The 19,730-nt window shown below is 69.2% G+C and carries 18 protein-coding genes and 1 tRNA gene; 7 read left to right on the top strand and 12 right to left on the bottom strand.

Features of this window, described 5'->3' with window-relative positions:
- The first annotated feature begins 112 nt into the window (after nucleotides 1–112).
- The 3 genes from B7R87_RS14900 (at nucleotide 113) to B7R87_RS14890 (ending at nucleotide 6,499) form a co-directional block, all read left to right on the top strand.
- Nucleotides 113–3,013 (top strand): FlgD immunoglobulin-like domain containing protein, encoded by a 2,901-nt coding sequence (locus B7R87_RS14900; RefSeq protein WP_006348250.1) that lies wholly within the window; start codon nucleotides 113–115, stop codon nucleotides 3,011–3,013.
- 251 nt (nucleotides 3,014–3,264) lie between these two features.
- Nucleotides 3,265–6,294: an FG-GAP-like repeat-containing protein gene (locus tag B7R87_RS14895; RefSeq protein WP_052704628.1), complete on the top strand. Its 3,030-nt coding sequence runs from the start codon at nucleotides 3,265–3,267 to the stop codon at nucleotides 6,292–6,294.
- Between the two features lie 132 nt (nucleotides 6,295–6,426).
- Nucleotides 6,427–6,499, top strand: a tRNA-Lys gene (locus tag B7R87_RS14890).
- A 105-nt stretch (nucleotides 6,500–6,604) separates the two neighbouring features.
- Here B7R87_RS14890 and B7R87_RS14885 read toward each other — a convergent pair.
- From B7R87_RS14885 to B7R87_RS14840, 10 genes are all read right to left on the bottom strand, one after another.
- Nucleotides 6,605–7,255, bottom strand: a complete 651-nt coding sequence (locus B7R87_RS14885; protein WP_006348252.1) for an L-threonylcarbamoyladenylate synthase — start codon at nucleotides 7,253–7,255, stop codon at nucleotides 6,605–6,607.
- Nucleotides 7,256–7,259: 4 nt separating this feature from the next.
- Nucleotides 7,260–8,027, bottom strand: coding sequence for a phytanoyl-CoA dioxygenase family protein (locus tag B7R87_RS14880; RefSeq protein WP_006348253.1), 768 nt, complete (start codon nucleotides 8,025–8,027; stop codon nucleotides 7,260–7,262).
- Nucleotides 8,011–8,841, bottom strand: coding sequence for a creatininase family protein (locus B7R87_RS14875; protein WP_078902266.1), 831 nt, complete (start codon nucleotides 8,839–8,841; stop codon nucleotides 8,011–8,013). Before B7R87_RS14875 ends, B7R87_RS14880 begins: the two co-directional genes overlap by 17 nt.
- A complete protein-coding gene (locus B7R87_RS14870) occupies nucleotides 8,838–9,512 on the bottom strand; it encodes a class I SAM-dependent methyltransferase (protein ID WP_233168834.1) in 675 nt (224 codons plus the stop codon). Before B7R87_RS14870 ends, B7R87_RS14875 begins: the two co-directional genes overlap by 4 nt.
- A 116-nt stretch (nucleotides 9,513–9,628) precedes the next feature.
- Nucleotides 9,629–10,297, bottom strand: a complete 669-nt coding sequence (locus B7R87_RS14865; protein WP_006348256.1) for an HAD family hydrolase — start codon at nucleotides 10,295–10,297, stop codon at nucleotides 9,629–9,631.
- Complete coding sequence (locus B7R87_RS14860; RefSeq protein ID WP_006348257.1) at nucleotides 10,294–10,740, bottom strand: hypothetical protein; 447 nt, start codon at nucleotides 10,738–10,740, stop codon at nucleotides 10,294–10,296. The genes B7R87_RS14865 and B7R87_RS14860 overlap by 4 nt, the downstream gene beginning before the upstream one ends.
- Complete coding sequence (locus tag B7R87_RS14855; RefSeq protein WP_157997780.1) at nucleotides 10,722–11,768, bottom strand: enolase C-terminal domain-like protein; 1,047 nt, start codon at nucleotides 11,766–11,768, stop codon at nucleotides 10,722–10,724. The genes B7R87_RS14860 and B7R87_RS14855 overlap by 19 nt, the downstream gene beginning before the upstream one ends.
- Nucleotides 11,769–11,788: 20 nt before the next feature.
- A complete protein-coding gene (locus B7R87_RS14850; protein WP_006348259.1) occupies nucleotides 11,789–13,831 on the bottom strand; it encodes a phosphoketolase family protein in 2,043 nt (680 codons plus the stop codon).
- Entirely contained in the window at nucleotides 13,831–14,925 is a 1,095-nt protein-coding gene (locus B7R87_RS14845; RefSeq protein WP_006348260.1) for a hypothetical protein, read from the bottom strand. Before B7R87_RS14845 ends, B7R87_RS14850 begins: the two co-directional genes overlap by 1 nt.
- Nucleotides 14,926–15,067: 142 nt before the next feature.
- Nucleotides 15,068–15,766 (bottom strand): HAD family hydrolase, encoded by a 699-nt coding sequence (locus B7R87_RS14840; protein WP_006348261.1) that lies wholly within the window; start codon nucleotides 15,764–15,766, stop codon nucleotides 15,068–15,070.
- A 96-nt stretch (nucleotides 15,767–15,862) separates the two neighbouring features.
- On the opposite strand from B7R87_RS14840, the gene B7R87_RS14835 reads away from it, so the two are divergent.
- Both B7R87_RS14835 and B7R87_RS14830 read left to right on the top strand, forming a co-directional pair.
- Nucleotides 15,863–16,633, top strand: a complete 771-nt coding sequence (locus tag B7R87_RS14835) for a helix-turn-helix domain-containing protein (RefSeq protein WP_040915713.1) — start codon at nucleotides 15,863–15,865, stop codon at nucleotides 16,631–16,633.
- Nucleotides 16,620–17,087: an NUDIX hydrolase gene (locus tag B7R87_RS14830; RefSeq protein ID WP_006348263.1), complete on the top strand. Its 468-nt coding sequence runs from the start codon at nucleotides 16,620–16,622 to the stop codon at nucleotides 17,085–17,087. The genes B7R87_RS14835 and B7R87_RS14830 overlap by 14 nt, the downstream gene beginning before the upstream one ends.
- A gap of 3 nt (nucleotides 17,088–17,090) precedes the next feature.
- Here the strand turns inward: B7R87_RS14830 and B7R87_RS14825 are convergent, their stop codons facing one another.
- Complete coding sequence (locus tag B7R87_RS14825) at nucleotides 17,091–17,660, bottom strand: HD domain-containing protein (protein ID WP_006348264.1); 570 nt, start codon at nucleotides 17,658–17,660, stop codon at nucleotides 17,091–17,093.
- A gap of 11 nt (nucleotides 17,661–17,671) precedes the next feature.
- Between B7R87_RS14825 and B7R87_RS14820 the strand changes: the two genes are divergently transcribed.
- Both B7R87_RS14820 and B7R87_RS14815 read left to right on the top strand, forming a co-directional pair.
- The gene (locus B7R87_RS14820) at nucleotides 17,672–17,935 is read left to right on the top strand and encodes a fumarylacetoacetate hydrolase family protein (protein WP_078902267.1); all 264 of its coding nucleotides are present in this window, start codon (nucleotides 17,672–17,674) and stop codon (nucleotides 17,933–17,935) included.
- A gap of 84 nt (nucleotides 17,936–18,019) precedes the next feature.
- The gene (locus tag B7R87_RS14815; protein ID WP_006348266.1) at nucleotides 18,020–18,757 is read left to right on the top strand and encodes a VOC family protein; all 738 of its coding nucleotides are present in this window, start codon (nucleotides 18,020–18,022) and stop codon (nucleotides 18,755–18,757) included.
- Between the two features lie 52 nt (nucleotides 18,758–18,809).
- Here B7R87_RS14815 and B7R87_RS14810 read toward each other — a convergent pair whose 3' ends face one another.
- Nucleotides 18,810–19,418 (bottom strand): choice-of-anchor C family protein, encoded by a 609-nt coding sequence (locus B7R87_RS14810; RefSeq protein ID WP_040915706.1) that lies wholly within the window; start codon nucleotides 19,416–19,418, stop codon nucleotides 18,810–18,812.
- Nucleotides 19,419–19,730: the final 312 nt, after the last annotated feature.

Below are 19,730 nucleotides of genomic sequence, written 5' to 3'. Positions count from 1 at the left end.
CCGGCAGCGGCCGATTCGTGTCCGCTCCTCCCGTTGTCCGTGGGTTCACTGATGCAGGACGGATCCGCCGTACCGCTTTTGCAGGTGCCGCGGTTCCAGGGGAGGGGATTCCTTGCAGCACCACAACGGCCGTCCTCGTACGGCCATCCGCCGCTCCGTCGCGACGGCGGTCACGGTCGCCCTGGGCGCGGGCCTGGTCACGGCGGTCGCACCCGCCGCGACGGCCACGACTTCGCAGGGCATCACGGCCGGTGAGGCCGTACTGCCGCCGCAGGACCGTCTGATGCCCCAACGCGTGGCACTCCACGAGGCGGGACCCACCGGCTACACGGCCGAGGTCGAGGGTTCCGGCACCCGCCTCTGGACCGACTACGCGACGGGCGAGACCAAGCCCGCCGACAACGTCTCCGGCCACTCCGGACTGCGGAGCGCCCAGACGACGGGCGCGGACGGCACCCGGACCGTGACCGTCACCGACCTGGCCACGGGCGGGAAGACGGTCTACAGCCTGCCCCCGGACGTCTTCTACACCCTGGCCCACACCCACGACGCGATCGTCGTCTACCGGAAGAACGCCGAAGGTCTCGTCGCATCGCTGGGCATCCAGCGGCGGGCCGCCGACGGCACCACCGAGGAGACCCCGGTGACCGGTGTCCCGGGGATCAGTACCTCCCTGGTCTCCTATCCGCAGGGGCAGAGCGGCTTCGGGGCCTTCATCGCCGCCAAGAACGGCAGCAGCAGCAACGTCTACTGGCACCTCGACTACGCCACCGCGCGGCTCACCAAGGTGCCCGGCTGGAGCGGCCAGCAGCCCGGCCGGCACCAGGTCATCACCGGCTTCGACCGCTTCACCGACAAGATCACCACCGTCGACCTGCGCAATCCCGACGCGGCGCCCGTGGTGACCGATATCTCCCTGCGGCAGGGTGCCGAGGGGTGGACGCCCAGGTTCGCCGTGGTCGGTGACACGATCCTCGTCAGCCGTGATGTCTACTCGCACGACAAGGCCCCCGTGCTCGGCGCGAGGCTGATGGCCGTCCCCATAGGGAACACCGGCGAGCCGCGGGAACTGCTGCCGCACTCGATCGACCGGTTCGCCACGGCTCCCGACGGCAGCGTGCTCGTCACGGGCGGCAGTACGTCCCGGGACTGGGGCGTCCGCCGGGTCACCGCGGAAGCGGACGGCAGCCTCAAGCTGACCACCGCTCACCGGATCCCGGCGACCACCGCGGCGATCGACGGTCTCGCACTCGGCGGCGGCAGGCTCACCTATACGGCGCAGACGGAGACAGGCCAGTGGTGGAACAGCCACAGCCATGACATCACGGGTTCGGGTACGCCTGTCATCGGCCCGCGGAACAAGAGCTTCCGGGTATCAGGGCCGGAGCTGCGCGAGGCGAGCGGCCGCTATGCGATCGTCAACGACGGCGACAACCGGCAGAACATTGTCGATGTCTGGACGAACTACAGCAGCAATGTCGTGCTGTCGCGGGCCAAGACGGCCGCGTCGGTCTGGGGCACCACCCTGTGGACGCCCGGCAAGACGGTGGGCCATGTCCTCCCGTTCGACCTGAAGACCAGGAAGGCCGGTGCCGAACTGAAGCTGGGCTCCGGCTGCGTACCGGACGACCTTCAGGCCGTGGGCCGCTGGATGTACTGGGCCTGCGGAACCACCAAGGCGGGCGTGTACGACCGCACCGCGGCCAAGAACCTTCCGGTGACGGCGGGCGGGAAGACGAAGCTGGGAGACGGCTTCGTGGTCCGCGAGGACGGCGGCAAGCTGGCGCTGACGAACCTGCACACCGGGGTTACGGCCCCGGTCGCCACGGTCCCGGCGAACGCGAAGTGGGCGGTCGACAAGTTCGGCGGCCATCTCGCGTACGTGGACGCCGAGCAGGCGATCAGGGTCCCGTCCGTGGACGTACCGCGCAGCCCCCTCGTCGTCGCCGAATCCGAGATCGACGGGTCCTTCACGCTCGCAGCCGCTTTCGATGACCGCACCTGGAACGGCCGCTGGCAGCTCAGCCGCCCGGCCGGCTCCTGGTCCGTGGCGATCAAGAACGCGGCGGGCACGGTCGTACGCACCCTGCCGCAGGGCTCCGTACCGCAGATAGGCGCCCGGATCAGCGCCGTCTGGGACGGGAAGAACGCGGCCGGCCGGGCCATGCCCAACGGCAAGTACGGGGTGATTCTGATCGTCGACGGGCGTCCGCTCGCCAGCAGCTGGCTCACTCTGCACGGCAGCCACGACGCGCCGCGCGACTACACCGCCGACGGTATCCCCGAGGTCGTCACCCGCCTCGGCGCGGACCTCGTCGCCCACCAGGGTCTGGTGAAGACGGCCGCGGGCGGTGCGGTGCAGCGGGTCTCCAAGGGCTGGAAGAACATCACGTCCGTCCTGCCCATGGGCGATATGAACAACCAGGGCTACGACGATCTGGTGGTCCGGAACACGGCGGGTGAGCTGTGGCGCTACGAGGGCAGCCGTCTCGGGCTGCCGGGGCCGACGTCGGCGAAGGTCCGGATCGGTACGGGGTTCGGGTCCTTCGACACGATCCTGCCCGCGGGTGATCTGACGGGCGACGGCCGTGGTGATCTGCTGGCGCGCAAGCCGGACGGGAAGCTGTACGTGTACGCGGTCAGCTCGGGCGGTGCGCTGCGTTCGGCGGGGATCCTCAGCGGGTCTTTCAAGGGTCTGACGCTGATCGCCGCGGGTGATCTGACGGGCGACCGCCACGGTGATCTGCTGGCCCGTGATGCCGGTGGTGAGCTGTGGCGCTTCAACGGCACCGGTAAGGGCACGCTGGGCGCCAAGACCCTGGTCCAGAAGGACTGGGCAGTGACCAGCAAGGCGTTCTCGGGCACCGGTGACCTCAACGGCGACGGCAACGCGGACCTGGTCTCGCGCGACACCGCGGGCCGTCTGTGGCAGCACCTGGGCACGGGGAAGGGCACCCTTTCGGCACCGGCCCAGGTGGGTACGGGCTGGCAGCGGTACACGTCTCTGCACTGACACCTTTCCGAGGACAGGGCCCGCACTCCTGACAGGGGGGCGGGCCCTGTCCCGTACCGGCCCGAATCCCCCTCGTAATAGCTGCTCATGGCATCTATCCCGTTGCTACGATGTCCGCCACCCGGGACGGGAGTTTCTCGCCGGCAGCGGCCGATTCCCGTCCGCTCCTCCCGTTGTCCGTGGGTCACTGATGCAGGACGGATCCGCCGTATTGGCTTGTGCGGTACGACGGTTCCAGGGGAGGGGATTCCTTGCAGCACCACAACGGCCGTTCCCGTACGGCCATCCGTCGCTCCGTGGCGACGGCGGTCACGGTCGCCCTGGGCGCGGGCCTGGTCACCGCCGTGGCACCCGCCGCGACGGCCACGACTTTGCAGGGCATTGCGGCCGGTGAGGCCGTACTGCCGCCGCAGAATCCGGTCCTGCCCGACCACATCACCCTGCACGAGGCGGGCCCCACCGGTTACTCGGCTTCCCTGCCGGGCAGCAACAACCGTTTCTGGACCGACTTCGCGACGGGCGAGACCCGGAGCATCGGCAACTACGCCGGACACTCCGGGCTGTACGCCGCCCAGACAACGGCCCCGGACGGGACCCGGGCCGTCGCCGTCACCAACCAGGCCACAGGTGAGAGGACTCTCCACAGCCTGCCCCAGGGTGCCTTCTACACGGGGCTGTTCACCCATGACGCGATCGTCGTCTTCCGGTGGGATGCCTCGCAGTACGTCACCTCGATGACCATCCTGCGGCGGGCCGCCGACGGCACCACCGAGGAGACCGCGGTCACCGGTGTGCCGGCGAACAGCAAATTCTTGCCGCGCCACCCGTCCGCCGTCCAGACCGGCTTCGGTGCCGTCATCAGCATCTGGTCCGGCGCCCAGGCGAAGTGGCACCTCGACTTCACCACCGCGCGGCTCACCCGGGTGCCCGAGGCCGGACCGTACGGCTACCAGCTCGGACGGCATCATGTGATCACCGCGTACGACCATGTCACCCAGAAGGTCACCACGCTCGATACGCGCACACCGGACGCGGCTCCCGTGGTGACCGACCTCCCCGCACAGGAGCGTTTCGAGAGCTACTACGCCGAACTCGCCGTGGTGGGCGACTCCATCCTGGTCAACCGCGGGGGTGACTCGTCCAGGCGGCTGACCCGGCCCGGGACGAAGCTGCTCGCGGTCCCCATCGGCAACACCGGCGAGCCTCGGGAACTGCTTCCATACGCGACCGGTGAATTCGCCCCGGCTCCCGACGGCAGCGTGCTCTTCACCGGGGGCACCGGACCGAAGGACTGGGCCGTGCGCCGGGTCACCGCGGCAGCCGACGGCACCCTGGAGATGGCCGTCGCACGCGGCATACCGAAGACGGTCGCGCCCATCGAGGGCCTCGCCATCGGCGGTGGCAGGCTCAGCTATGCCGTGCACACCGACGGCGCCCCCCTGCGGGCCGTCTACAGTCATGACCTTTCTGCCACGGACACCGGTACCCCGGTTATCGGTGCGCGCCTTGCACCCGCCCAGCTGCTCAGTCCGGTCAAGGGCGAGCTGCACTCCCCCGGCGACGGCCGCAGTGCCTTCGTCAACGGGGCCGGAATGCAGACCGTCGAGCCGGGTCGCTCCGCGAGCCAGTACGCCCCGGGGACGCCGCCGTCACTGAGCGAGGCCACCGGTCGGTACGCCATCCTGACCGACGGCGACTACCCCCACTGGCAGTACATTCAGGACAGCCGGACATGGAGCTCCGGCCTCATCGCCCATGAACGGCCCGCGACCGCCGCGTCGGTCTGGGGCAGCACTCTGTGGACCCCCGGCAAGAAGGCCGGCAGCGTCGTCCCGTACGACCTGAAGACCAAGAAGTCGGGTGCCGAGCTCAACACGGGCTCCGGCTGTGCACCGGACCACCTTCAGGCCGTGGGCCGCTGGCTGTACTGGGCCTGCGGCACCACCGATGCGGGGGTGTATGACCGCACCGCGGCGAAGAACCTTCCGGTGACGGCGGGCGGGAAGACGAAGCTGGGAGACGGCTTCGTGGTCCGCGAGGACGGCGGCAAGCTGGCGCTGACGAACCTGCACACCGGGGTTACGGCCCCGGTCGCCACGGTCCCGGCGAACGCGAAGTGGGCGGTCGACAAGTTCGGCGGCCATCTCGCGTACGTGGATGCCGAGCAGGCGATCAGGGTTCGGACGGTGGATGTGCCCCGCAGCCCCGTCGCGGTCATCGAGTCCGGGGACGCCCCCTCCCAGCTGGTCAATGCCCCTCAGAGCCGCAGATGGGAGGGGCGCTGGCAGCTCAGCCGCCCGGCGGGCTCCTGGTCCATCACGGTCAAGGACGCGGCGGGCAACGTCGTACGCACCCTGGCACAGAACTCGATACCGCAAACCGGTGCCCAGCTCGCGGCAGCGTGGGATACGAGGGACTCGGCCGGCCGGACCGTGCGCAACGGCAAGTACGGGGTGACCCTGACCGTCGACGGACGGGTGGCCACCAGCCAGTGGATCACCGTGTCCGGCGGCCCGGATGTGCCCCGCGATTACCTCGCGGACGGTATCCCCGAGGTCGTCACCCGCCTCGGCGCGGACCTCGTCGCCCACCAGGGGCTCACCAAGGCGGCCACGGGCGGCGCGGTGCAGCGGGTGTCCAAGGGCTGGAAGAACATCACCGCTGTCCTGCCCATGGGGGACATGAACAACCAGCGCTGCGACGACCTGGTGGTCCGCAACACGGCGGGGGAGCTGTGGCGGTACGAGGGTGCGTGCGCCGGGCTGCCCGGCCCGACCTCCACCAAGGTCCGGATCGGTATAGGTTTCGCCGGTTTCGACACGATCCTGCCCGCCGGTGATCTGACGGGAGACGGCCAGGGCGACCTGCTGGGCCGCAAGCCGGACGGGAAGCTGTATCTGTACGCGGTCACCCCCACCGGCACCCTGCGCTCGGCCGGGATCCTCAGCGGCTCCTTCAAGGGCCTCACCCTGATCGCCCCGGGGGATCTGAACGGTGACGGCCACGGTGATCTGCTGGCGCGGGACGCGGGCGGCGAGCTGTGGCGCTACAACGGCACCGGCAAGAAGACCCTCGGTGTCAGAACTCTGGTCCAGAAGGACTGGGCGGTGACCAGTAAAACGTTCTCGGGTGTCGGTGACCTCAACGGTGACGGCAACGCGGATCTGGTCTCGCGCGACACCGCGGGCCGTCTGTGGCAGCACCTGGGCACGGGCAAGGGCACGCTTTCGGCCGCGACCCAGGTGGGTACGGGCTGGCAGCGGTACACGTCCCTGCACTGACCCCGGGAACCGTCGCCGGGGCGCTCCCGCACCCCGGCGACGGCCCTCTTTGTCCGACGCCACACCGCTACCACGGGATACCCGATCGGCTCTTGCGCCGGGTCCGGCTATGCTCAGGTGTGGTTCGGCCGAGGGCCGCTAGCTCAATTGGCAGAGCAGCGGACTTTTAATCCGTTGGTTGTGGGTTCGAGTCCCACGCGGCCTACCGAGTGCGGGGGCGGGCGCTGGCCCGTGACCTGCGAAGAAGCGCCCCACCTGGCATCAGCCGGGTGGGGCGCTTCGGTGTTGGGGGGCTTCTTCCTTCGGGACCTCAGATGCTTTGAACCTCGCGTCCGAGAGCCGCCGAGACAGATCTCTGGTGAACAAGGCCTGTACGGATGAGTCTCGCCTCCGGAGTGAAGCAGTCCACGATGGTCATGTGATTGGCGGCGGGGCACACACCGCCGTCGACGATGACGGAGGGCTTCAAGCCGGAGGCTGTCAGGAAGCGGTGTACCTCGGCGATGGTCACGGCGGGGCCGGGGTCTTCAGGACTGGCGTCGCCGGAGATGTTGGCCGTGGTGGCGGCGATCGGCACCGTCGACACCGCCGCGAGTTTCCCGAGGGTGCCGGGCGCCACCGTCGTGAGCGAGGGGGAGCCGACCGCTGAGTGTTTGGCAGCCTCCTCCGGGTCCCGCCAGGGCAGGAGCAGCGCGAGGTCTCCGGGCCAGAAAGCGGTAGCGAGTCGTTCGGCTTCGGTACTGAGGTGGAAGCGGTCCCGGCAGGCGCTCAGCGACTGGGCGACATAGGCAAGGGACTTGGCGCCGGGACGACGCTTCCCCATGAAGATGCTCTCGCACGCCTGGGCGTTGCCGGCATCTGCGCAGATCATGTACCAGCGAGTCGTCGGGATCACAACGAGTTCTCCGGACTCGACCGCCCGGACCGCGAGACCGAGGTCCTGAGGGCTGACGGTGCGCACGCGGCTACTCCTTGGAGTCCGGGGTGGGCGGGGCGAACGCGAGGCCCGGGTAGTCGAGCCACGGATCGCGTAGGGCATCGAGCCGACGACTACGGTGCTCCGGATGAGAAATCCGGAAGTACGCCGTCACCCTCGGGTACGGCGCGAGGTTCAGCCCGACGGCGTGGGGGACCAGGTGGTGCATCAGGAGTACGTCTCCGGGCGCACCGAGAAAGGGGACCCCGTGCCCGCGGTCCACCTTCGGTGGGACCTGTTCCGTGATCCCGAGCGACCACTGGTCACGAAACCACTCGGCCATCGTGCGGTGCCCACCGGGCAGATATCGCAATGCGCCGTCTCGGGGGTCGTTGATCTCGGACAGGATCACGCCGACGAGCAGGGAGAAGGTGCGCAGTTCCTGTGGATCGAGGTGGGGGCAGGAGACGCCGTCGACGTGCATCGGCTTCTCGGGCTGCACACCGGGATGTTCGGATTCGGGTACGCGGATCTGTATCTGGGCGGTGGTGACGGGAGCGGATTCGCCGAGCAGGTCGGAGGCGATGACCGCAGCCTCGGATTCCGCGTAGAGGGCGAGGATGTCGCGGTGGGTTCCCAGCTCCGGGGCGAAGGTGCGTTGTGAGTACGCCGAGATGTTGCCCGGGGCCAGACGGTGGCGGTACCAGGTGTCGATAAGGGGTATGGCGCGCCTGGTCAGGTATGGGGCGACCAGTCCTCGGCAGATGAGTACTCCATCCCGTTTGAACGTGGCCTTTTCCTCAACCGTGAGGGGCATGAGTCCTCCGTGAGGTGATCGGTTCGGCCGGGCCGGGGTATGCCAGCCGGTCGAGGACAGCCGTGCCGGTGTTCAGCGCCGCGGCGATGAGTCCCTCACCGAGTTCCGGACCGGCCTGGCGCGGGTCACCGCCGATGACCCCGTGCGTGGCCAGCGTCGGGTCGTCCGATGTCCACGGCCACGTGGCCCCCCGGTCGAGGACGAGACGTCGGATCGTCTCCCGCTGGTGGCGGACCGGGGGCGCTTCGGCGGGAAGGAGGTCCATTCGTACGTGGTCCGGGGCCAGGGCGAGCATCAGCGACGTCTCGTGGATGCCCGCGTGGACTTCCGGCAGGGCGTTGCCGACCGTGCCCCGGCCGAGGGAGCTGGGGTGCCATGCGCAGACGGCGACACCGTGGATGTGCCTGAACTGGTGCACCAGACCCTCTAGAACCCCCCTGTTGCCGCCGTGCCCGTTGACGATGATCACCGTGCGAACGGGGGTGGCTCGGAGGTACTCCTCCAAGAGCGTGGTGATCAGGCCGGCGTACTGGGCGAGTCCCAGGGTTACGGTGCCGGGTGCCCAGGCGTGCTCCGGGGAGAGGCCGTACGGGATGGGTGGCGCGACCCAGAGGTCGTGCCGGTTCGCGACGTGTGCCGCCAGGCGCAGCGTAAGGCCCTCGGCGATGACGGTGTCGGTGTCGAGCGGCAGATGGGGGCCGTGCTGTTCGAGTGAGCCCACCGGTAGGCAGAGGACGGATCGTTCGTTCAGTTCGGCCGTGACCCGAGGCGCTGTCAGCTTTCCGTACGAACGCCAGGAGCTGTCGCTCATCATGTCCTGCTCCGCCGCCCGATACGGATCAGGAACTCGTTGTCCTCGGGGAAGGCATCGTCGCCGAAGTCGGCGAGCCTGGTCCGCACCGTGGACTCGAACTCCTTGAGCCGGTCTCCGAAGAGGTGTGGGGCCGCGAAGGAGGTCGAGTACAGATAGCCCAGGATGCCCTCCTCGGTCCATGTGCGGTGGACGGGCACACGGACCTCCTCGACCTGGTCGAAGGGGGACTCTTCCATGATCTCGCTGTAAGGACGGTCGTGGTGCTGGAAGGTGCCGGTGCCCGCGCGGCGTTCTTCGCCGAGGAATGACTTGATGACGTCGCGTACAGCATCCTTCCAGGGGCTGCCCGCGGCCCAGAAGCTGTTGTCGCCGAAGACGGCGACGACACCGTCAGGGGCAACCTGACTGTCCAGCAGGCACAGGACGGTGGCCTGGTCCAGCCAGTGGAACGCGCGGCAGATCGTGACCAGGTCGGCCGTCCAGCCGGCCGGGGGCACGAAATCCTCGGCGGCACTCTCCACGAGCATCAGCCGGGAGTCCCCGGGAAGCTTCGGACGAAGCACCGACTCGGCAGTGGCGAGCATCTCGGCGTCGTTGTCGGCGGCGATGATGTCGTCGAACCTGCCCAGCAGTGCTTCGACCACCAGCCCGGTCCCTGTGCCGATGTCCAAGAGCCGCCGATGCCCACCGGGACGCGTGGGGGCCGCTCGGTCAAGGATGTCGGCGACTTCCCGGGGAACGCCGGGACGGAACTGACGGTAGTACGTGGACGTTCCGGCGAAGAGGTTCATGTATCGCTCCGTGCTGCGAGGTACTGGATGTGTACGGCGGCTGCCGCCAGGTCGTGGGCGACATGCACGCCGTGGTCAACGACCAGGGACTCGTCCGGGATTTTCCGCCCCCGCGAGATCCACACGGCCTTGGCCCCGGCTTCGACAGCACCCACGATGTCGCAGTTCCAGTCGTCACCGACATGGACCAGGACTTCAGGCGCGGTGTCGAAGTACTCGGCCACGGCGTGGAAAGCACGTGGGTCGGGCTTGCTGTGCGCGATGCGGCACGAGGGGAAGAAGTCGCTGATCCACGGCGAGAGGAGGGCTCGAAGACCGTCGGTGTCCGCGTCGACGCACGTGACGTTCGACAGGGTCACCACCATCGCTACGCCACTGATCCTCTCCAGCGCTTCGACCGTGCCCGGGAAGAGGACGAACGACGCCGGGCGGAGGTCACGGGGGAAGTCTTCCGGCGAGACCTGGAGCGCTTGGCACACCTCCGTGACCACGGACTCCGTGAGGGAGGGGTAGGTGTGGAGGGTGGACCGCATGATCTCGCGGGCACGAGCCCCCGGCAGCGGGGACGCCTTGGCAAGCCTCATGGCCAGTCCGGGCCCCTCGGCGGTTCCCAAGGTTCCGCCGACATCGACGGTGACCAGGAGCGTGAGCTGTGGTGGGGTCATAGGGCACTTCCCACGGCTGCTGGAAGGGCGGAGACGACGGCCTGGATGCGGGCCTGCCGGATGGCGGCCGTCGTGGCCTCGGAGAGGAAGGTCAGGACGTAACGCAATTCGGCGTCGTCGAGCCCGTCGAGGAACCGTCCCTTCCGTGCGGCCGCCTCGCGGAGGTCCGGTGGGGCGCTGCGTGGGCGCGTCCCGTGCGGTAGGTGGAGCGTTCCCTGCCACCGTGTGCCTTCAGCCAGTGCGGGCAGGTCCTCCACTGGACGCAGCACGGTGACGTCGTCCAAGGTCAGGATGCGGACAGGGAAGGCGGTCCCACCGATGTTCAGAGCTCCGGTCAGGAAGGTGTCGTGACCGTCGAGCCGTTCGGACAGGACCAGCAGTGGTCCGTCCACGCCTGGGCTGACCACGCCATCGACACGGATGGTCACGGCGGTGCCGGGCATGATGCCCTCCTGGGGGTAGTGCCGAGACCGGGGGAGTCCGGCAGTTCGATGTGCCCGCCCTCGGGCCGGAGGGGTTCGTCATAGAGCCGCCGGCGACCTGGTTCCCATTGGAGTCGGTACTCGACAGCGGGTACGGCGTCGGGGAAAGCGGCTGAAAGGTGGAGGCCGGGCAGGAACGAGCGCCCGTGCGGGTAGAGCGGGATGTTCTGCCGGCGGGCGATGGGCAGAATCTGCGTCGCACGGGTCAGACCGCCGCAGCCCACGACGTCCAACGTCAGCGCGCTCGGTCTGACGTAGTGGACGAGTCCGCCGGGGTCCTCGTCACAGTGCGCTCGCTCTCCGACCGCCAAGGGCATCCATGTCGCGGACAAGAGCTCGTACATGTCCAGGTCGTGCTGGGGCAGCGGGTCCTCCAGCCATAGCAGGCAGGACGGATCGCAGGTCTGCGCGAACAGCATGGCCACCCGCGGGGTCCAGGTGCCGACCGCATCGACTGCCACCGGGCGACCGATGGCCTGAGAGCAGCGCTTCACTGCCTGGGCCATTCGCGCGGCGGCCGTCGCGGGTGATTCGGCTGGATCACGGCGAAGCCCCCACTTGGTGAAGCTCCAGCCGTCCGCGGCGACATCGCGCAACTCGCCGAGGTCGTGGACACGGACGAGGTCCCGGGAGAGCCACGACGCGTAGGCCGGCACGGTCGAACGCGGCCTCTCCGTCGTCAGCAGGCCGGCGACGGAACGGGAGGCCAGCCGGCCGTGGAGGTCCCAGACTGAGCAGTCGACCGTGCCGACGGCCCACGAGGCGATGTCCGACGGTGTCGTCCGGGCTGCAGCGCGCAGTCGGTCCAGCATCCCGCAGTGGTCCGTGACGCATGCCCCCATCACCGCAGCCGACAGGGAGCTCTCCGCGAAGCGAGCGATCCGCTCGCCGACCGGGCCGTAGCAGCCGGCCTGCCCTGAGCCTCGTACGACCACGAAGTGCGCGTCGTCACCGGGGTGGACGGGCTGCTCCGCTTCGACGACGTCCATGCTCTCGACGGTCCACGGGCTCATCGGACCACCTCGCGCGCGGCCAGGAGGACTCCGGCGGCCCGCGCGACCCCCGCCCGGTCCATCCCCAGGGTCCGGGCCAGACGTTCCTGAGACAGAGGGCCGGCCGGTTCGTGCCACCCGATGACATCGACAGGGCGCCGCAGCCGACCCGCCAGGAGGCCCCAGACGGCTGCCGGATGCCCGAGGGTGAGGACGAGAACCGGGGCATGGGCGCCCAGGTAGTGGTCGATCTCCTGGGCGTTCAGTCCGCGTGGCCAGAGGGAGGGGTCGCCGAGGACGGTGAGGTCGAGCAGGTTCACCACCCGTACGCGGCATCGGTGGCGGTGCCGTACGTGGCCCACGGCATCGGTGGCGACGGCGGCCGGAATGTCTCCGGCCGTGATGACGGTCAGGTCCGGCTCGCCCTCGTCGCTGAGATGGGCCCACATGGCCAGACCGCGCTGGTGTTCTTCGGCGATCGGATCGGCAGGGTGAACGGTGCGGCTGTGCTTTCCGGCGACGACGAGGTTGACGCGGTCGAAGGAGTCGAAGGCGTCGTCCAGGACGGTGGCCGCCCTCGCCGGATCGGCCGGTGTCAGCACCCGGACCGCCGGGGCGCACAGGGCCAGGAGCGCGGTGGCGAGGGAAGGATCCCCGTGCGTGTGGACGTTGTGCCAGCCGTACGAGGTGAGAAGCAGATTGAGACTGGGCCGCCCCTGCGCCCCGACGAGCCGTCGCTGCTTGATGTGTCCCACCAGGCCGCTGGTGAACAGTGGGGCGAAAGCCTCGTACGAGACCAGTACGCCTCGACGCCCGCTTGCGGTCCATCCGGCCAGCCACTCCAGCAGCACCTCTTCCGCCAGGAGTTCATGGGCCCAGGGCTCATCCGCGAGCTCGGCGAGTCGGTTGGATGCCAGTTCGTCCGGGCTCACGAGGAGGAAGTCGCCGTGTGCGCCGTGTTTCCGTACGACGCCTGCGACGGCGTCGGTGAATGTGGTGGCACGGCCGCCGGACACCGTGGTCGATCTCGGCATCGGGAGAGGTGAAGGGAGGGAACCCCATCGGGTCTCGGCCACGGCTTCGGCGAGCATGCCCTTCGGCCGTCCCTTCTCGTCGAAGAGGTCTGCGGGGCGGTAGGACGCCAACCAGAGGGCCAGCTGCGTCAGGTGTTCCGGCTCGGTGCGTGGGCTGATCAGTGGCGTCTTGTGCAGCTCGGGGGTGCCGAGAAGACCACGGCCGGCCAGGGAGGCGGGGCCGCTCCACCCCTTCACGCACCGCATCACAAGGGCCGTGGGGCGACGGTCGAGCGTTGACTCCACCGCATTCCCCAGCGCGGCCCCGAAGGCGGTGTGGTCCGCCAGGGAGCCGGTGATGTGCACGACCTGTGCCTCCCAGCCGAAGCCGCCGAAGTACGAACGAAGCGTGTCGTCGTCCATGGCTCCGAGGAGGGACCGGGCGGCCATGCGGAAGCCGTTCACGTGCACCAGAGGCAGGACCGGCGCGTGCGGAAGGAGCCGCTGTGCCGGCCAGCTCGCCGCGGTCGTGGGTGTCTCGCACTCGCCGTCGCCGATGACGGGCACCACGATCCTGCCCGGCGAGTCCAGGGCAGCGCCTTGCGCGAAGGCGAGGCAGCCACCGATCCGGCCGCCGAGAAAAGCTCCGGCGGGTAGCGCCGGGTGGACCTCTGCTCCGATTCCCTCCACGTCGGGGAAGGAGCGGGCCAACTGCCGAAGGCCCTCGGCGTCCGGGCTGAACCGCGGCCGGACTCTCCCCAGCTCGCCGGTGACCCACGCGGCCGAGAGCTGGACGACGCCCGCGTGCCCGGCACCGAGGAGCGGGACGAGGTCCACACCGTCCGGACGCCCTGTCGCCAGGGCGAGGTGCGACAGGGCCCACGCGGTGCCGGGGACCGTTCCCCAGTGGCCGCTCGGGCGCTCCTTCACATGCCGGGTGGTCAACCGTCGGCGAAGCAGTACGTTGTCCCGCAGATGGATCTGGCACACGGAGGCGTAGCAGATGGCCCTCCACAGTGCGTCCGCCAGCAGGGCGGAATCGGGCATCACGGGTCGACCAAGGCTTCGTCGGCGAAGGTGAAGTACCAGAGCGGGCGGTAGCACTCCCACGCCGCCGGCCGGAGCCCGGACGGTCCGGTGATCTCTTCGATCACCTCACGGGCACGAAGGTAGTACTCCAGATCACCCGCTCCAGCCGTACGCAGACCGGTCATGACGGAGTTGTGCGCCTGATAGACCTGGAAGTTGGGGAACTCGGTGACGAACGGCGCCAGAGCGCCGACCCCCGAACGGAGGGCATCGAGGTCGTCCAGGCCGACGATGTAGGTGAACGATGTGCCGTGGCCGGTGCTGAGCGCCCGTTGGAGCACCTCCGGCATCTCCTGGGCGGCCAGGCGGGCCTTGCTGGCCTTCAGCAGAAGATCCCGCCGCGTGAAGCACTCCGCTGTCAGACGCAGGACGAAGGGCACGGCCTCCTCGGCGAGTGAGTAGAAGGCCTCCTGGGATTGGAGCACTGAGGTCAGGAAGCTGACCCGGGCTGCGATGTCGTAATCGCCGAGCACCTTCCGCAGCGCACGGATGTGGTCGATGGCCGCGGCTTCCCGTTCGAAGCAGCCTGTCGACACAGTCACTTCGCGTAGTTCCGTCAGGTCACGTCGTGGGTGTTGCTCGCGCAGCGCCGAGAACAGCTCACGGAGGTCTCTCTCCTCGGAGAGCCGCGGGTCTGCCGCGGCCTCCAGGGTGTTGGGGCAGAAGGCGCAGCCCACACACCGGCTGCGCGCGTTCGGGTTGAGCGTCGCGGCGGCACCGCCGTTCCGGAAGTACCCGCCCACCGCGTCATCCGCGTCGACGCGTTCGACGGTGGCGATCGGCATACCACCGAGCGTCAGGCTGCCCTCGTCGAGCCGGAACGGGGAACCGGTGGCGTTCAGCGGGACGATCAGTTGCCACGGAACCGTCGGGGCACTCGACAGCCTCACCTGTACGCGGGCCCGGTGGCGCGGCGGCTGCGCGTCGATGCCGTGAAGGTTGATCGCGATGAGCAACGCGTCCTCGACGGGGACGCGGTACCGGATCGCAAGGCGTTCCCATGCTGCGAGCGTGGAGACCGCGCCGGGCGGTCCGCTGAGTAAGGCCGTCATGCGCTCACTCCATCCGGAGGGGTGGGAAGGCGCGTCGTCGGCGGTCCGAGGGGACCCGCCGACGACGGCAGGCATGAGACTGCCGTCGGTCGACGGGACGTCGAACCTCACCCCGGGACTTCCAAAGGACGTCCTGGGACGTTTACACGGTGCTGGGCGCCAGCGTTCGCAGGTGGCGCATCAACGCCGGCCCGTCCAGAAGGTCGGGGAGAACGACGGTGGCTCCGGCTTCCCGGAGTTCGTCGGCACCGTGGATACCGGATGCCACGGCGACGACGTGAGCGTCGGAATCGAGGGCGGCACGGACGTCACGTGGGGTGTCGCCGATCAGGACGACCGGGGTGTGGGCAGGAAGGCCGTAGGCCGTACGTGCCCGGTGGCGGGCGATGTCCACCAGGGCCGCACGGTCCGTCGCGTCCGCACCGTAGGCCCCGCAGCCCATGTCGACGAGTGTGTCCAGGCCGAAGGCCCTCAGCTTCACCCGAGCATTGGCGTAGATGTTCCCGGTGAGCACCGACGAGACCATGGCGGGTTCCGCTGCGACCGCGACAAGGGCCTCACGCGCACCGGGAAGGACGCGTCCCCGCCGACTGAGGTCGCCTTCGCGTGCGGCCCCCGCGGCCGTGAGCGCTCGGTTGACCGTCTCCCACTCCGGAGCGTTCACCTCATGGTCCCGGAACATCTCGGCGAGGATCAGCCTGTCAGTTCTTCCCTCCGTGCGAGCCGGCCGGGCAGCGTCGAGGCCCGTGGCGGCGGCGAAGGCCGCGGCGTAGATCTCCTTGCTCACACCGGAGTTCTCGATGAGGGTGTGGTCGACGTCCCAGAGCACGATGAGTGGCACACGGCCAGCCTATGTCGCCCACCGATTCCGGCCAGGTCGATAGGGCACCGCCTGACGCACTTGCGGCCCGGCTGTCGTGTCGGGTTGGGTGTCCAGGTGAATGAGCGACTTCGTTCTGCGCTCGTGCAACGCGGGCTGACCGTGGATGAGGTGGCCGCGGCCTGTGAGGTCGATCCCAAGACCGCCAGCCGATGGGTGGCCGGCCGGGTTCCACACCGTCGGAACCGCTGGACCGTGGCCAACCTTCTCAAGATCGACGAGGCGTACCTCTGGCCGGAAACAGGGCAGCGGACGTCCCGGCTGGGCGCCGCTCAGTCGGAACTGGTGGACACCTACGCGAACCGGGCGAGTGTGCCGCGTGATATCTGGATGTCCCTGTTGTCAGGAGCGATGAAACAGATCGACGTCCTGGTCTTCTCGGGGACCTTCTTTGCCCAGACCAACCCGCACATCACGCGCATGCTCCAGGAGCGGGCGCAGGCGGGAGTCCGGGTACGGCTCTGCTTCGGCGACCCCGAAGGCGAAGCCGTCCGGATCCGAGGCGAGGAGGAAGGCATCGGGGACACCCTGGCCGCGAAGATCAGGGCGTCGCTCACGTACTACCGGGACCTCGTCGGCCATCCGGGCTGCGAGGTGCGTCTCCACGACACCACGCTCTACACCTCGATCTTCCGGTACGACGACCACCTCATGGCCAACCCGCACATCTGGGGCCTGCCGGCCAGCGCGAACCCGCTCCTCCAGCTCAGGCGTACGCCCGGTGGCGAATGGTTCGAGCGGTACGGCGAGAGCTTCGACGCCGTGTGGTCAACCGCGCGCCCGTGGGTGCCCGACAGTCAGGAGCAGTACCACCATGGGCAGGACTGAGTACTACCACGACCCCAAGGCGCCCAAGGCCAACACCTTGATCCCCGCGAGCAACATGCTGGTCATAGACGACGACGGCGCCGTCCTGCTCCAACGGCGGCGCGACACCGGACAGTGGGCGCTGCCCGGCGGCGCCCAGGACATCGGGGAGAGCCCCGCGCAGTGCGCGGTCCGTGAGTGCGAGGAGGAGACCGGCATCGTCGCCGAGGTCACCGGCTTCCTCGGCGTCTACTCCAACCCGCGGCACATCATCGAGTACACCGACGGTGAGATCCGGCAGCAGTACGAGGCCGTGTACATCGGCCGCCCCGTCGGCGGATCCCCCACGGTCAACGACGAGGCGGACGGCGTCCGGTGGGTCCGGCCTGAGGACTTCGGAACCCTCGATATCCACCCGAGCATGCGCGAACAGATCGGCCACTATCTGACCGGCGACTACCCCTACCTGGGATAGGTCTCAGAGGGCCGCGCCCGCTTCGGTCGCTGCGGCCTCGATGCGATCCACGCTTTCGTGGATCAAGGGTTCGGCCCGACGGATGAACCGCCCGACGATGCCGTCCTCCCCGTAGCGTCTGAGGATCTCGTCCACACGCGCCCGCGACGTCGTACGCTCTCCGTTCGGCGTCGTGGTCATGTCGCAGTAGACCAATGCGTCGACCAGCAGCGGATCACCGAGCAACGGGAACTCGTCCGCCAGCTCGGAGCGGAGACCTCGCTCCTCCGCCTCCAGCAGGGCGAAGGAATGGTTGGCCACGAGACGGGTAACGTGCTGATCTACCGTGTACGCATCTCTCAGATGACGCGCTCCGTCGAGCGGATGGAATCCGGTGTCGACGAGGGACGGCGCGTATCCGATGTCGTGCAGTACCGCGGCAGCCTCCAGGAGTGGCGCCTGCACCCCCACGACCGGTGCCAACCGCTTGGCGCAGGCGGCCACCCCGAGGGAGTGCCTCCACCTCCGCGGAACGGTCCCCGCCAACAGCCACTCCGCCAGAGCATGCGCCCACGCCACCTCGGTCGTCGCCACGACAGCAACATATGGCGAATACGGTGGCTTTGCCTACAGGCCTTGGCCGCCCCTCTGCCCTCCCTAACGGTGTGTACCGGCAGCGCGGAAGTGCGCGTTCCATGCTGATGCCGGTTGCCGAACTCCTGGCGCACATCACCGCCAGGATCACCCTCGAACCCGGCGACACCGTCCTGACCGGCGCCCCGGCCGGGGCCGTACCGCTGCGCGCCGGGGACCGGGTCGGTGTTGCCGTCGACGGGATCGGGACGGTCCGGAATCCCATGAGTCCCTGAGGCCCGCTTCGGCGCGCCCCGCGTGATCGAAGCCGAAAGCCTAGGCTGCGGAGCGCAGGAATCATCGGTGGAGGGGAGCACGGAATGATCCGCTGGGTGTGTGTGTTCGTGGACCGGCCGCGGGAGCGGATGGACGTGGCCGCCGAGTTCTGGACGGCGGTGACGGGGACGCAACTCTCCCCGCGCCGCAGCGAGTACGGCGAGTACGCGACCTTCCTGCCGGACCCGGAGGCCGCCGATCCGTATCTGAAGCTCCAGGGCCTCCACTCCTGGGACAACGGGCTGCGCGGGTCCCATATCGACTTCTCCGTCGACGACGTGTCCGCGTTCGCGGCCCGCGCCGTCGCCGTCGGCGCCGATATCGTCGCGGAGTTCGACGGCTGCGTCGTGTTCGCGTCCCCCGCCGGGCAGGCCTTCTGCGCGGTGCCCTGGCAGGGCGAGTCCCGGCGCCCCGATCCGTTCGACGGCACCCGGCTCGACCAGATGTGCGTGGACGTTCCGCCGGAGTCGTACGAGGTGGAGACCGAGTTCTGGAGTGCGCTGACCGGCTGGCCGCTGCTGTACGCGCCGCGCTCCGAGTACCGCGCCGTGCAGGGGCCCGCGGGTCTGCCGGTACGGGTGCTGCTCCAGCGGCTCGACGAGCCCCGGGCGACCGGTGCGCATCTGGACTTCTCCGCCGCCGACCGGGCCGGTGCCGCCGCCGCGCACGAGAAGCTGGGGGCGACCGTGGTCGAGGTGTTCGACCACTGGACCGTCATGCGTGATCCGGCCGGCGGGACGTACTGCCTCACCGACCGCGACCCGGTCACCAGCCTGGGGTGAGAAAGGGGTACGGGCCCCGTGCGACGCGGGGCCCGTACCGTGCGCGAGACGTTCAGCAGCTTGCCGAACAGCCGCAACACGCGGCCTTGACCTGCACGTTGTCCAGTACCGGGCCGTGCGCGCCCGCGGTCGTGCTGGCAAAGGCGAGCGTGGTCGACGCGGCCGAGGCGACAAAGGTGAACTGGCGGTTCACATAGCCCATGTTCGGCCGGGTCTTGCCGGTGATGTCGAAGGTGAAGTCCTGGAAGACCTGGCCGTCGATCAGCGCCCGGCCCGTTTTCACGGCCGGCTGCGACGCGGCGTCGATATTGCCGGCCAGCGAGTAGCTGACGGAGTACGTCGTTCCGGGCACCGTCGTGAAGGTCTGGGCGACCGTACCGGGGCCGCCACCGCTCAGGTCGACGGACTGGTTCCCCTCGGCCGCCTGCCAGAAGCCGCTGCCGATGAGGTCGACCGAGCCCGCCGTCACCCGCCACGGGCCCAGGGACTGCCCGTTCGTCAAGGTGCTGAACGAGTTCGCGGGGGCGACCGGATACTCGAAGCTGCCGTCGTCGAAGCGGCTGAGCGCCGCCGCCTGGGCGGGCGCGGCGAGGGCGGCGCAGGTGGCGGCGAGGGCGAGCGCCCCGGCGACGGCGGTGGTGCAGGCACGCAAGGCTGACATGGAACCTCCGTGAATACGCAGGGAAACGGGGACACGGGAACACGGAAAACGAGGCCGGACCGGACCGGATCGACCGGAACGGCGGGCATATTTCCCGCTCGATGAATTTCCCGTTGATCGGTCCGCGCGCCAAGCCCGGAGCGGCGGCGCGTTTTGGCTCGGCGGCGATAATCAACGCCCCCGGGCGCCTGTTTCGCCAGGGGTGTGCGAAGAGTGCGCCGCCTCCGGTACGCCTTAAGTAGCCGCAGGTCATGGCAGGTCTGTGGAGATGCAAATGCTTCGTGAGGCCTGTTTTCCGGGTCCGGTCCAGGG

It is taken from the genome of Streptomyces tsukubensis, from assembly GCF_003932715.1.
Classification (GTDB): Bacteria; Actinomycetota; Actinomycetes; order Streptomycetales; family Streptomycetaceae; genus Streptomyces; species Streptomyces tsukubensis.
The sequence above is the reverse complement of the archived record's forward strand: the minus strand, read 5'-3'. Positions and strand labels throughout refer to the sequence as shown.